The sequence below is a fragment of the Variovorax sp. YR266 genome (assembly GCF_900107295.1).
Taxonomy (GTDB): Bacteria; Pseudomonadota; Gammaproteobacteria; order Burkholderiales; family Burkholderiaceae_C; genus Variovorax.
On the sequence record NZ_FNPM01000001.1, the window covers coordinates 490,054 to 503,406 of the forward strand.

The 13,353-nt window shown below is 67.9% G+C and carries 13 protein-coding genes; 12 read left to right on the top strand and 1 reads right to left on the bottom strand.

Annotated features, from left to right (window positions below; genetic code table 11):
* Positions 1–122 precede the first annotated feature (122 nt).
* The 6 genes from BLW48_RS02335 to BLW48_RS02360 are packed head-to-tail and all read left to right on the top strand — an operon-like array spanning position 123 to position 7,255.
* Complete coding sequence (locus tag BLW48_RS02335; protein ID WP_093172393.1) at positions 123–1,151, top strand: branched-chain amino acid ABC transporter permease; 1,029 nt, start codon at positions 123–125, stop codon at positions 1,149–1,151.
* On the top strand, positions 1,148–3,064 hold the full coding sequence (locus BLW48_RS02340; protein ID WP_093075796.1) for a branched-chain amino acid ABC transporter ATP-binding protein/permease: 1,917 nt from the start codon (positions 1,148–1,150) through the stop codon (positions 3,062–3,064). The genes BLW48_RS02335 and BLW48_RS02340 overlap by 4 nt, the downstream gene beginning before the upstream one ends.
* Complete coding sequence (locus BLW48_RS02345; RefSeq protein ID WP_093048821.1) at positions 3,061–3,792, top strand: ABC transporter ATP-binding protein; 732 nt, start codon at positions 3,061–3,063, stop codon at positions 3,790–3,792. The genes BLW48_RS02340 and BLW48_RS02345 overlap by 4 nt, the downstream gene beginning before the upstream one ends.
* Positions 3,793–3,834: 42 nt before the next feature.
* Positions 3,835–5,907 carry a phenylacetic acid degradation bifunctional protein PaaZ gene (gene paaZ, locus BLW48_RS02350; RefSeq protein ID WP_093172395.1) on the top strand — a complete coding sequence of 691 codons (2,073 nt, stop codon included), beginning with the start codon at positions 3,835–3,837 and terminating at the stop codon, positions 5,905–5,907.
* Positions 5,907–6,665, top strand: a complete 759-nt coding sequence (locus BLW48_RS02355) for an SDR family NAD(P)-dependent oxidoreductase (protein WP_093172397.1) — start codon at positions 5,907–5,909, stop codon at positions 6,663–6,665. Before paaZ ends, BLW48_RS02355 begins: the two co-directional genes overlap by 1 nt.
* Positions 6,666–6,694: 29 nt before the next feature.
* Positions 6,695–7,255 (top strand): methyltransferase family protein, encoded by a 561-nt coding sequence (locus BLW48_RS02360; RefSeq protein ID WP_093173218.1) that lies wholly within the window; start codon positions 6,695–6,697, stop codon positions 7,253–7,255.
* Between the two features lie 35 nt (positions 7,256–7,290).
* Here the strand turns inward: BLW48_RS02360 and BLW48_RS02365 are convergent, their stop codons facing one another.
* Positions 7,291–7,668 carry a DUF3703 domain-containing protein gene (locus BLW48_RS02365; RefSeq protein WP_093048810.1) on the bottom strand — a complete coding sequence of 126 codons (378 nt, stop codon included), beginning with the start codon at positions 7,666–7,668 and terminating at the stop codon, positions 7,291–7,293.
* Between the two features lie 172 nt (positions 7,669–7,840).
* On the opposite strand from BLW48_RS02365, the gene BLW48_RS02370 reads away from it, so the two are divergent.
* From BLW48_RS02370 to BLW48_RS02395, 6 genes are all read left to right on the top strand, one after another.
* On the top strand, positions 7,841–8,290 hold the full coding sequence (locus BLW48_RS02370) for a hypothetical protein (protein WP_093172399.1): 450 nt from the start codon (positions 7,841–7,843) through the stop codon (positions 8,288–8,290).
* Between the two features lie 162 nt (positions 8,291–8,452).
* A complete protein-coding gene (locus tag BLW48_RS02375) occupies positions 8,453–9,049 on the top strand; it encodes a phosphatase PAP2 family protein (RefSeq protein WP_093172401.1) in 597 nt (198 codons plus the stop codon).
* Positions 9,046–10,098, top strand: a complete 1,053-nt coding sequence (locus BLW48_RS02380; RefSeq protein ID WP_093172403.1) for a glycosyltransferase family 2 protein — start codon at positions 9,046–9,048, stop codon at positions 10,096–10,098. Before BLW48_RS02375 ends, BLW48_RS02380 begins: the two co-directional genes overlap by 4 nt.
* Positions 10,095–11,675 (top strand): ArnT family glycosyltransferase, encoded by a 1,581-nt coding sequence (locus BLW48_RS02385; RefSeq protein ID WP_093172405.1) that lies wholly within the window; start codon positions 10,095–10,097, stop codon positions 11,673–11,675. The genes BLW48_RS02380 and BLW48_RS02385 overlap by 4 nt, the downstream gene beginning before the upstream one ends.
* On the top strand, positions 11,668–12,495 hold the full coding sequence (locus BLW48_RS02390) for a ChbG/HpnK family deacetylase (protein WP_093172407.1): 828 nt from the start codon (positions 11,668–11,670) through the stop codon (positions 12,493–12,495). The genes BLW48_RS02385 and BLW48_RS02390 overlap by 8 nt, the downstream gene beginning before the upstream one ends.
* 49 nt (positions 12,496–12,544) lie before the next feature.
* Complete coding sequence (locus tag BLW48_RS02395; RefSeq protein WP_093172409.1) at positions 12,545–13,348, top strand: CPBP family intramembrane glutamic endopeptidase; 804 nt, start codon at positions 12,545–12,547, stop codon at positions 13,346–13,348.
* Positions 13,349–13,353 lie beyond the last annotated feature (5 nt).

Sequence of the window (13,353 nt, forward strand, 5' to 3'; positions counted from 1 at the left end):
GCCTCGCGCACTTCGTGTCGCTTCTCCTACCCCCTACCGGGGGCAACACCGGAGGCCCGGCAAAGCCGGTTCCTCGGTGTTCCCAATCTGACTAACGGGCGCCGCCCGAAGGCTGTTGTTATATGGATTCGCAGATCGCCCTTTTGCTGGGGCAGGACGGCATCGTCAACGGTGCCGTCTACGGTTTGATGGCGCTCGCGCTGGTGCTGGTGTTTTCAGTCACGCGCGTCATCTTCATTCCCCAGGGCGAGTTCGTCGCCTTCGGGGCGCTCTCCATGGCGATGCTGCAGGCCGGCCGCGTGCCGGCCACGCTGTGGCTTCTGCTGGTGCTGGCTGTCGCGGTGCTGCTAGTGGAGTTCTGGCGCTGGAAGCGCGGCGCGGTGGTCGACTGGGCCTCCGCGATCGCGTGGTGCGTGGTGCTGCCGGCGGCGGCGGCCGCGCTGGTGCTGCTGCTCAAGCCGACCTCGATGACGGGCCAGACGCTCGCCACGCTGCTGCTCATCATGCCGCTCGGCCCGCTGCTCTATCGCCTGGCCTACCGGCCGCTGGCGGATGCCAACGTGCTGATGCTGCTGATCGTCTCGGTCGCGCTGCATGGCGTGCTGGTCGGCCTGGGCCTGCTGTTCTTCGGCGCCGAGGGTTCGCGCACCACGCCGTTCTCAGAAGCGCGCTTCGACATCGGCGGCATTCCGGTCAGCGGGCAATCGCTGGTAGTGGTAGGCGTCACGCTGCTGCTGGTAATTGCCATGTTCCTGTTCTTCGGCCGCTCGATGGTGGGCAAGGCGCTGCGCGCAACCGCCATCAACCGGGTGGGCGCAAGGCTCTCGGGCATTCCGACCGAACTGTCGGGCGACCTGAGCTTCGCGCTCGCGGCGCTCATCGGCGCCATCTCGGGCCTGCTGATCGCGCCGATCACCACGGTGTATTACGACACCGGCTTCCTCATAGGCCTGAAGGGCTTCGTCGCCGCCATCGTCGGCGGGCTCGCGAGCTATCCGCTGGCACTGGCCGGCGCGCTGCTGGTCGGCCAGCTCGAATCTTTCGCCTCTTTCTGGGCCAGCCCGTTCAAGGAAGTGCTGGTCTTCACCCTGATCATTCCCGTGCTGTGGTGGCGTTCGCTCAACAGCCATCATGTGGAGGACGAAGAATGAGCGCGTCTTCTTCGAACAACATTGCCGTGCCCGCACAACCCGAAGGCAAGCCGCTGGTCACGCCGCGCCAGCTCACGCTGGTGTGCGTGGTGCTGCTGGCATTGGCCTGGGGCTTCCTGCCCGAATTCACCGTCTCGGTGCTCAGCAACATCGGCCTGTATGCGCTGGTCGCTGCCGGGCTGGTCATGCTGACCGGCGTGGGCGGCATGACCTCTTTCGGGCAAGCCGCCTTCGTGGGCATGGGCGCCTATGCCACGGCGTGGATCTGCACGTCGCCTACCGCCGCCGCGTGGCTGGGCGGCGCGGTCAGCCCGGCGCTGCTGCCATGGGCGGGCCTGCTGCTCGGGCTGGTGTTCACCTTCGCACTCGCATGGGCGCTGGGTTCGGTCACGCTCAAGCTGCAAGGCCACTACCTGCCGCTGTGCACCATCGCCTGGGGCCTGAGCCTGTACTACCTGCTGGGCAACATGGACTTCCTCGGCGGGCAGACCGGCATCACCGGCGTGCCGCCGCTGGTGGTGGCCGGCGTGTCGCTGGCCACGCCGCGCATGCTGGGCGTGGTGATCTGGGCGGCGCTGCTGCTGGCGCTGTGGGCACTGCACAACCTGCTCGATTCGCGCGAAGGCCGCGCCATCCGCGCGCTCAAGGGCGGGCGGCTCATGGCCGAGTCGATGGGGGTGGACACGGCACGCCACCGCATCAAGCTCTTTGTGCTGGCCGCGCTGCTCGCAGCGGTGTCGGGCTGGCTCTACGCGCACCTGCAGCGCTTCGTAAACCCGACGCCCTTCAACCTGAACATCGGCATCGAGCTGCTGTTCATGGCAGTGGTCGGTGGCGCGGGCCATCTGTGGGGCGCGGTGCTGGGCGCAACGCTGATCACGCTGCTGAAGGAAAAGCTGCAGGACATCCTGCCCGCGCTGCTCGGCAGCAGCGGCAACTTCGAAGTGATCGTGTTCGGTCTGCTGATGCTCTTCGTGCTGCAGCGCTTCTCCGATGGCCTGTGGCCCACGCTGGCGCGCATCGTGCGCCGCTGGGTGCGCGATGACTCGGCGGGCAAGGCCGCCGCCGCCGCAGCGCTCGCCAAGACTCCCTCTACCGTGCAGCTCGCACAACGCGCCCTGCCACCCAGTGGTGAACTGCTGCTGCAAGCCAGCGACGTGAGCAAGCGTTTCGGCGGCCTCGTCGCCAACAACTCGATCTCGATGACGCTGAAAGCCGGCGAGATCCACGCGCTGATCGGCCCGAACGGCGCTGGCAAGAGCACTTTCTTCAACATGATCTCGGGCGTGGACGATCCCACCTCGGGCGAGGTGAAGCTGGCGGGCCAATCGATGGCAACGAAGCCGTCGCGCGCCTTTGCCGCACTGGGCCTGGGCCGCACATTCCAGCACGTGCGCCTGCTCGGCCAGCGCAGCGTGGTCGAGAACGTCGCGCTCGGCGCCCACCTGCGCGCAAAGCGCGGCTGGCTCGCGGCAATGCTGCGGCTGGACCGCGCCGAAGAAGCCGCGCTGATGGCCGAAGCCCGCAAGCAGATCGAACGCTGCGGCCTAGGCCCACATGCCGACACGCCAGCCGCATCGCTTTCCTTGGGACAGCAGCGCGTGGTGGAAATCGCCCGCGCGCTCGCAGGCCAGCCTTCGGTGCTGCTGCTCGACGAACCCGCCGCCGGCCTGCGCCATCTTGAAAAACGCGCCCTCTCTGTGCTGCTGAGCCAGCTGCGCGCTGAGGGCCTCGGCATCCTCGTGGTGGAGCACGACATGGAGTTCGTGATGAACCTCGCCGACCGCATCACGGTGCTCGAATTCGGCACCGTCATCGCCACCGGCACGCCCGCCGAAGTGCAGGCCAACCCGCGCGTGCTCGAAGCCTATCTGGGCGGCGCTGACGACGAACTGCTGGAAGACGCACGATGAGCCACCCTCTGCTTCAACTCGAGGACTTCTGCGTTGCCTACCGCACCGTGGAGGCGGTGCACAGCGTACGCCTGCAGGTGAACGAAGGCGAGATCGTCACCGTGATCGGCCCCAACGGCGCCGGCAAGACCACGCTGCTGTGCGCTGCCATGGGCCTGCTGCAGTCCACCGGCCGGCTCTCGCTGGGCGGCGAGCGCATCGCTCGCCCCGGCGTCGAAACGATGGTGGCGCGAGGCGTGGCGCTGGTGCCCGAGCGGCGCGAGCTGTTCGGCGAGATGTCGGTCGAAGACAACCTGCTGCTCGGCGGCTTCTACCAGTGGCGCAAGGGCAAGCGCGACCAGCGTGCGCGCATGGACGAGATCTTCGAGATCTTCCCGCGCCTGCGCGAACGCCGTCCGCAGATGGCATCGACGCTCTCGGGCGGCGAACGCCAGATGCTGGCCATCGGCCGCGCGCTGATGGCGCGGCCCCGCCTGCTGATGCTCGACGAACCCTCGCTCGGCCTTGCACCGCTGGTGGTGCGCGAAGTGCTGCGCGTGGTGTCGCAGCTGCGCAGCCATGGCGTGTCGGTGCTGCTGGTGGAGCAGAACGCCCGCGCCGCGCTGCAGGTGGCCGACCGCGCCTATGTGCTCGAAATGGGCGCCGTGGCGCTCGAAGGCAAGGCGCGCGACCTGCTGCACGACCAACGAATCATCGACACCTACCTGGGCATCGGCAAGAAGGACTGACCCAGTCTTCGACCCGGCGCCATTGACCAAAGGACACGCACCATGACCACCACCCTCCAAAGCTACATCGCCGGCCGCTGGATCGGCCAGCAGGCCGCGCAGCAACTGCGCAGTGCCGTCAACGGCCAGCCCGTGGCAAGCACGCACGCCGAGGCCATCGACTTCGCCGAGGCGCTGCAGTACGCGCGCCGCACCGGCATTCCCGCGCTGATGGCGCTCGACTTCCAGCAGCGCGCCGAACGCCTGAAGGCATTGGCCAAGTACCTGGCCGCGAACAAGGAAACGCTCTACGCCGTCTCGGCCCACACGGGTGCGACGCGCGCCGACAGCTGGATCGACATCGAGGGCGGCGCGGGCACGCTGAGCGCTTACGCCAGCATCGGCACCAACGAGCTGCCCTCGGGCAATCTCGTGCACGAAGGCCCGGCCTTCCCGCTCGGCAAGAAGGGGGGCTTCGCGGGTACGCACATCCTGGTGCCGCGCGGCGGTGTGGCGGTGCACATCGACGCGTTCAACTTTCCCATCTGGGGCCTGCTCGAGAAGTTCGCGCCCAGCTTCCTCGCGGGCATGCCCTGCATCGGCAAGCCGGCCACGGCCACCAGCTACCTCACCGAAGCGCTGATGCGCCTCATCGTGCAGTCGGGCATCCTGCCTGCGGGCAGCCTGCAACTCGTGATCGGCAGCACGGGCGACCTGCTCGACCGGCTCGAAGGCCCCGACGTGGTGACCTTCACCGGCTCGGCCGATACCGCTGCCAAGCTGCGCGTGCACCCGAACATCGTGCGCCAGTCGATCCCGTTCAACGCCGAGGCCGACTCGCTGAACTGCGCGATCCTCGCGCCCGACGTGACGCCCGACGACGAGGAGTTCGATCTCTTCGTGAAGGAAGTGGCGCGCGAGATGACCACCAAGGCCGGCCAGAAGTGCACGGCCATCCGCCGCGCGATCGTGCCGCGCCAGCATCTCGATGCGGTGGCCGAGCGGCTGCGCGCGCGGCTCGCGAAAACTGTCGTCGGCGATCCGTCACGCGAAGAAGTGCGCATGGGCGCCCTCGCCTCGCGCGACCAGCAAGCCGACGTGGCCGAACGCGTGGCCACGCTGCTGAAGGGCGCAGAGCTGGTGTACGGCGAGCGCGACGGCTTCTCGCCGGTGGGCGACGGCGTGAGCGCAGGCGCGTTCTTCGCGCCCACGCTGCTGCTGAGCCGCAAGCCGCTCGAACACGACGCCGCGCACGACGTCGAGGCCTTCGGCCCCGTCAGCACGCTGATGCCCTACGACGGCATCGACGAAGCGCTGGCACTGGCCGCGCGCGGCCGCGGCAGCCTGGTGGGCACGCTGGTCACGCGCGACCCGGCCATCGCGGCCAAGGCGATCCCGGTTGCTGCCGCATGGCACGGCCGCTTGCTGGTGCTCGACCGCGAGGCCGCGGCCGAGTCGACCGGCCACGGCTCGCCGCTGCCGCAGCTCAAGCACGGCGGCCCCGGCCGCGCGGGCGGCGGCGAAGAGCTCGGCGGACTGCGCGCCGTGAAGCACTACCTGCAGCGCGCCGCGGTGCAGGGCTCGCCCACCATGCTGGCCGCCATCACCGGCGAACACGTGCGCGGCGCGGCCGTGCGCGAGAGCGATGTGCACCCCTTCCGCCGCTACTTCGAAGACCTGCGCATCGGCGACTCGCTGCTCACGCACCGCCGCACCGTCGGCGAGGCCGACATCGTGGCCTTCGGCGGCATCTCGGGCGACTACTTCTACATGCACTTCGACGAGGTGGCCGCGAAGCAGTCGCCCTTCGGCAAGCGCATTGCGCACGGGTACTTCGTGCTGTCGGCCGCGGCCGGGCTGTTCGTGTCGCCTTCGCCGGGCCCGGTGCTGGCCAACTACGGCCTCGACACGCTGCGCTTCACCAAGCCCGTGGGCATCGGCGACACCATCCAGGCGCGCCTGACCTGCAAGCGCAAGATCGACCGCAACAAGAAAGACGCGAGCGGCCAGGGCCAGGGCGTGGTGGCATGGGACGTGGAAGTGACGAACCAGGACGGCGAGCTGGTCGCCAGCTACGATATCCTGACGCTCGTTTCCAAGAAGCCCGAAACCACCTCCACTCCAGCCTCTACCTGATGTTCGATCTCACTGGCAAAGTCGCGCTCGTCACGGGCGGCAACGGAGGCATCGGCCTCGGCATGGCTCAGGGCCTTGCCAAGGCCGGTGCGCGTGTCATCGTCGCCGCGCGCAATGCGCAGAAGTCGGCCGCTGCCGTCGAAGCGCTGAAGGCGCTGGGCAGCGACAGCTTCGCGCTCGAAGCCGACGTGAGCGACGAAGCCTCGGTGCAGAAGCTATTCGACGACGCCGCCGCGCGCTGCGGCCGGCTCGACATCCTGGTCAACAACGCCGGCACCAACATACGCAAGCCGGTCGACCAGCTCTCGCTGGACGAGTGGCACCAGGTGATGAACACCAACCTCACCAGCGCCTTCCTGTGCAGCCGCGCCGCGCACCCGCACCTGAAAGCCGCGGGCGGCGGCAAGATCATCAACATCGGCTCGATGATGTCGATCTTCGGTGCGGCCTACGCACCGGCCTATGCCGCGAGCAAGGCCGGCATCGTGCAGCTCACCAAGTCGACGGCGCTCTCGTGGGCGGCCGACAACATCCAGGTCAACGCGATCCTGCCGGGCTGGTTCGAGACCGAACTGACCGATGGCGCGCGCAGCCAGGTTCCGGGCCTGTACGAGCGGGTGAAGGCCCGCGCCGCAGCCGGCCGCTGGGGCCAGCCGGCCGACATTGCCGGCACCGCCGTGTTCCTCGCGAGCCCCGCGTCGGACTACGTGACGGGAACGGCCATTCCCGTCGACGGCGGATTTTCCATTTCGGGCTGATGCCCGCGGGCCGTGTAAATTCGCCCGCCATGCTCTTCTGGATCCAGATCTTCCTTTTCGTCGCCGGCACGGCCGCTTTGCTGTACGTGTCGCGCGGCCCGCTGAGCCAGCCCGGCTCGCACGGTTTCTACCGCTTCTTCGCATGGGAATGCATGCTGGTGCTGATCGTCGTGAACCTGCCCATGTGGCACGACGATCCGTTCTCGCCGAAGCAGATCGTCTCGTCGCTCTTCTTCGTGCTGTCGATCTGGCTGCCGATCCACGCGGTGCGACTGCTCAAGGCGCAGGGCAAGCCGACCGAGGCGCGCAGCGACGACCCCGCGCTGTACGGCTTCGAGAAAACCTCGGCCATCGTCAGCACCGGCGCCTTCCGCTATATCCGCCACCCGATGTACACGGCGCTGATGCTGCTGGCCTGGGGCGCTTTTCTCAAGCAGTTCACCTGGCTCACGCTGGCGCTGGTGCTCGCGGCCACGGTGCTGCTGTTTCTGACGGCGCTGCGCGACGAGCAGGAGTGCATCGCGCACTTCGGCGATGACTACCGTGCTTACATGCGGGGCACGCGGCGGTTTATTCCGTTTTTGCTTTAGCGGGCGGCCGAAGCTCGTCTTCGCGTGAGCGCCGTTCAGCAACGGCGTGGTGATGCCGAAGGATCGATCCGCTCGAGAGAGTGAGGGTCGAGTTCGCCAGGCCAGTCAGCAGGCGATAGCGCACTCACGCGGCCACTGCCGGGGTTGAAGGCGGGCAGGCGGCCAAGCATGTGACCCAATGGAACCAAGGCCAAGCGCAACAGTTGTGCGCCCGTTTCCTTCAGGTCGTTGTGCCGCACCGCGACACCGAGCATCGCCATATGGACGCGCAGATGCAGAAGGAAGCGCGACTGCCCGATGACGTGTGCAAGTTCGAGCGCACGCCACCCTTGTGCGGTGTCGCCGTTTGCCAGTGCGGCGCGCGCGAATGACATTTCACGGTCAAAAGCCTGATGCTGAAGAGCTGGATTCATGCAGGCGATTGAAAGCCCCAAAGCCACTCCAGGGTCAAGAAGCAGCCTTGCGGCACGAGGGGTCGATGAAGCAGCCCACGAAGGCCTTTTCACACGCACGTCATCCTCAACCTTGCGGGATGCTGACCCGCCCGATCAGGTTCTGTTCACACGAGCCTCCTAGCATTCGTGCATGCTGCTCGCACGCATCCGTCGTTTTGCTGAGGCGCACTACAAGGCGTGGTGCGTTGCCGGCATCCTGCTGATCTTTCTGCAGCCGTTCATCGCGGTGCATTTCCGCTGCGACGGGCTGGAAGACGAGCCGATGCTGCGCTTGCGCAACCTCAGCGAAACCACGCAATTCGAAGCCGACGACCGCGCGGATCATCCGTCCGACCGCGAGACCACGGTGTTCACCCAGGCGCCGGCGAGCATCGACCACCCCGATGCCTTCAAGCTCGGGCTGAACACGCTGATGGCGATGGTGCTGGCACTGCTGCCGCTGGCCGTGGCTGTCGCACGGCTGGTGGTGCCCATCGTGCGCGAAGCGCCCGAACACGTGCCGCCGCACGGCGGTGCCCCGCCTCTCTCGCAGCCCTGGCGGCTTCTGCCGCCCACTGCTGCACCACCTTCCGGGATCTGAGACACGACGCCTCGCGCGTCTGGTGGTCCGCTGCTTCGCGCTGCGGGCTCCTGCGTCCCTCTCGAAAGGTTTGACCATGTCCGGATTTTTCTGGTGCGCGCGCCGCACCGGGTGCTGTCGCACGCCCATTGTTTTCTCCAGCTTGCCGAAGAAGGTGGCGCCATGAATGCGCTGAACCTCACACTCTTTCAATGGCTCACGGCCGGCAGCCAGCCGACGCCGTGGGTGCTGTCGGTTGCATCGGCCTTCGCGCTCTGGGGCAGTTGGCTGTGCGCGGGCGTGCTCGTTGTGGCGCTGTGGCGGCATCGCGCCGACCGGGCCTACCTTTGCATCGTGGCAGCGCTCGCGGGCTTCGCATCGATGGCCTCGCACGCGATTGCGCTGTCGCTCAACGCGCCGCGGCCTTTCATGCTGGGGCTGGCTCCGTCATACATCGAGCACGCGGGTCGCGGCTCGCTGCCCAGCACGCACGCAACGGTGATGTTCATGGTGGCGCTGGCCTTCCTGCTGCGCCCCAGCCTGCGCAGGCTGAGCGTGCCGCTGCTGCTGCTGGCCGCCATCACCGGATGGGCGCGCGTCTACGTGGGCGTTCATTTCCCGCTCGACATCGCAGCCGGCCTGCTGCTCGCGGTCGCGATCGCAGGGCTGCTCGCCGCCGCGCAATGGATCGCGCACCGATTCATTTCTTTTCCGGCGTCGCACGCTGGCCGCGCGCGCGACGACAAGACAGCGGCCGCTTCTTTCTGGAGACATCCATGATCTCCCCGACCAACGCCAGCAGGCATTCGCGCGCACCGGCCAGGCTGCAGCAGGCCGAGGCGCCCGCACCACGCACGACCACGCCTTTCACCCCGCCGACCGGAGCGCGCAGCATTTCCTGCGTGATCCCCTGCTTCAACGAGGCGGCCAACCTGCGGCACCTGCTGCCATTGCTCGAAGACATCCTCTGGGCCACGCACATGCGCTGGGAGATCATCGTGGTGGACGACGGCAGCACCGACGACACCGCCGCGGTGGCCGAGGCGTGGTGCGAGCTCTCGGGCTTTCGCTGCATCTCTCTGTCGCGCAACTTCGGCAAGGAGGCCGCACTCACTGCAGGCCTTGCCGCTGCCACGGGCGATGCGGTGGTGTTGCTCGACGGCGACCTGCAGCATTCGCCGCAACTCATCCACACGATGGTCGCGCAGTGGGTGGCCGGCGCAGAGGTGGTGTATGCGGTGCGCGAAGAGCGCAGCGACGAGAGCCGCTTCAAGCAGATCGGCAGCCGGCTCTTCTACAGCCTCGTCAATTCGTCGGACCGCTTCGCCGTGCCCAAGGATGCGGGCGACTTCCGCCTGATGGACCGCAAGGTGGTCGATGCGCTCATGAGCCTTCCGGAGCGCAGCCGCTTCATGAAGGGGCTGTACGCCTGGGTGGGCTTTCGCGCAGTGGCGCTGCCTTACACGCCCGCACCGCGTGCGGAAGGCCACAGCACTTTCAACGCACGCCGGCTGGTGCGCCTGGCCATCGACGGGCTCACTGCCTTCACCACCTGGCCGCTGCGCATGGTCAGCGTGGTGGGCCTGCTGCTGGCGTTGCCGGCCTTCGGCTATGGTGCCTTCGTGGCAATCGACCACCTGTTGTTCGGCAATGCCGTCTCGGGCTGGACCACCATCGTCGTGAGCCTGATGTTCTTCATCGGCATCCAGATGATCTCTACCGGCATCGTGGGCGAATACATCGCGCGCATCTACGAGGAAGTCAAGGGCCGTCCGCTGTATGTGGTGCGCGAAGAGCGCGGCACGGGGATCGAGACCGGCAAGCCATGAAGCAATTCGACTCTGCATGGCGGACCGTGCCCCGGCCGCTGTGGCTCATTGCCGCGCTCTTCGCGTGGCTGCTGGCCACTGCCTGGCTCCGTCCGCTGATGGCGCCCGACGAGGGCCGCTACGGCGGCGTCGCGCTCGCGATGCTGCACTCCGGCGACTGGCTGGTGCCTCGGCTCGACGGCCTGCCCTTCTTCCACAAGCCGCCGCTGTTCTACTGGATCGGCGCGGCCGCGATGTCGGTGACGGGGCCGGTGGAATGGGCGGCGCGACTGCCGTCCGTCCTGGGTGGTGGCGCAGCGGCGGCTTCGCTGTTCTTCTTCCTGCGCCGATGGACGACGGTGCCGCAGGCACTGCTGTCGGCGGTGGTGCTGGTGACCACGCCCTTCTTCTTCCTGGGCGCGCAGTTCGCGAACCTCGACATGCTGGTGGCCGGCTGCATCTCTGCCACGGTGCTTCTGGCGGCCGGTGCCGCAATGGCGAAGGAGCGCGAGGAGCCGTGGCGAGCGCTGCTCGCGGGCGCCTACCTGTTCGCCGCGGCCGGCTTGCTGGCCAAGGGGCTGATAGGCCTCGTGCTGCCCGCGATGGTGATCGCGATCTGGTGCGCGGCAACGCGCAGGCTCGCAACACTGCGGCTCGCGCTGTGGCTGCCCGGCTGGGCAATCGTGCTGGCGGTGGCCGGCCCTTGGTTCATCGCGATGCAGATGAAGTACCCGGAGTTCTTCGACTACTTCGTCATCACGCAGCACTTCCGGCGCTTTGCTTCATCGGGCTTCAACAACGAGCATGGCTTCTGGTTCTACCTGCCGGTGCTCGCAGGCTTCACGCTGCCATGGTTCGCGTGGGTGTTCGTGCCCAGGGGCAGGGACGGCACCGCGCACGCCCGGCTCGGCGATGTCGACTGGTTGATGTGGATCTGGCTCGCAGTCATCGTGGTGTTCTTCTCGCTGCCGCGCTCCAAGCTCGTCGGCTACGTGCTGCCTGCCCTGCCGCCGCTGGCGTACCTGATCGCGCAGCGCGTGCTCGCCGGCCGCGTGCTGGAGACGCTGCTACCCAAGGTGCGCGCAATGGCGCTGGGGGCGACCGCCGTGTGCATCGCCTGCGTGGTTGCCATTTCGATCCTTTCATCGCCGCCGGGCACACGGCTGCGGCTGCCGGCCGGGCAGGCGGTGGCGCCCGGCGACCAGGTGCTGATGCTCGACAGCTATTACTACGACATTCCCTTCTACTGGAACCTGCGCGGGCCGGTATTGGTGTCAGACGACTGGAAGGCGGCAGCGCTGGACACCCGCGACAACTGGCGCAAGGAGATCTCCGACGCCGGCCGCTTCGAGCCGGAGCGCGCGGCCCGCACGCTGATCGACCGCACGCAACTCGCGGCGACGCTGTGCGTGCCCCGCACCACATGGCTCGTCGCTTCGAACACGGCGCAGCTCACGCACCCTTGGCTCTTCCGCGCGCAACTGGTGGCGGTGAACGACGGCGTCGCCGCATGGCGTTTCGCAGGCAGCGCCACGAGCGACCCGCATTGCCTGGAAGCCACGCCCGCCCCGATCTCCGGAACGAACGGCGATGAGTGAGGCCCTGCGCTACCTCTGCATCTGCGCGGATGACTTCGGCATGAGCGCGGGCATCAACTCCGCCGTGTTCGACCTGGCCGAGCAGGGAAAGATCTCCGCGGCCAGCTGCATGGTGCGACGCGATGCCTGGCTGACCGGAACGAGGATGCTGCGGCGCATTGACCCGGCGCGCTTCGATGCCGGCCTGCATCTGGACCTCACGCGGCCCGCCCGTGCTGGTGGCACCGAGCCCGGGCTCTTGGGGCTGCTCGCACGGACGTACACGCGCACGGTGTTCGCACCGGGGCTGCAGGCCGACATCCGCGACCAGCTGACGCGCTTCGAGGATGCCATGGGCCGCGCGCCCGCCTTCGTCGACGGGCACCGGCACGTGCACCAGTTCCCGGTCGTGCGCGATCTGCTGGTGGAGGAAATCGCGCGGCGCTATGCCGCGTCGCCGCCCTGGATCCGCAGCACGGCGCCGGGCTTGCGCCAGGGCCCCGAGCGGCTGAAGGCCCGGGTCATCCACGCACTGGGTGGCGCGCGGCTGGCCACGCTGGCCGCGCAACGCGGCATTCCCATGAGCAGCCACCTGCTGGGCGTCTACGATTTTTCGGGCGACATGCAGCAACACGAGCAGCGCCTGTCCGAATGGATATCGGCATGCAATGCCGGCGACGTGCTCATGTGCCACCCCTCCGCCGGCATCGAGCCGGGCGACCCGCATGGCGCTGCCCGGTTGCGCGAGTACGCATTGCTGCGCGAACTGGTGCTGGCGGCGCAGGACGGCAGCAGCGGGATAGCGCTCGCGCCGCTCTCGCAACACCTGCAGCGAGGCTGACAAGCCGGTCGCGTAACATCCGCGCCACCCTCCCTCCGCGCCCCGCCCAATGCCTTCCCCGAAAAGCGCCGCCTTTCCCTCGGTGGCGCAAGCCGCCCTCCTGTTCGTGGCGCTGTTCCTCTGCGAGTTCGTCATTGGCGCAGCGCTGCGCGACGCCAACGGATGGCTGGAGCTCAACACCATGCAGATCGGTGTGCTCGCAGCCGTGCTGGGCAACGGCTGCGTGTTCGCGGTGGTGATGCACGCCCAGAAGCTCACGTACCGCGAGCTGTTCCACCAGTCGCCGGCTTCCGCCGGGGCAGTGCTCATGCTCGTGGTGCCGCCTGTGCTGCTGCTGGTGCCCGCGCTGCTGCTGACGATTACTTCCGCGCTCAACCTGCTGATGCGCGTTGTTCCGCTGTCGGCCTGGGAAGAATCGATGTTCAGCCGCATGGCCGACGGCAGCATCGCCGCCGTGCTCGCGGTGTGCGTGCTGGCGCCGCTGCTGGAGGAAATGCTCTTCCGCGGCATCGTGCTGCGCGGCTTCCTGCAGCGCTATCCGCGGGGGCAGGCAATCTTCATGTCGGCACTGTTCTTCGGCGCGGCGCACATGAACATCTACCAGTTCGTGGTCGGCTTCGTGATGGGCACCGTGCTCGCGTGGCTGTACGAGCGCACGCGCTCGCTCATTCCGTGCATTGCGCTGCACGCCGCCTACAACATCACTACCTTGCTGCTGGCCGACTGGCTGGACGCTGCATCGCCCTCGCGCCTGCTCTGGGCCGTGCTGCTGGCACTGGCGGCAGCCGTGTGCGGCGTGCTGGCCTTGCGGGCGATGCTGGTGCCCCGCGCGGCGCGGGGCACTTCGGCCTGAACGTC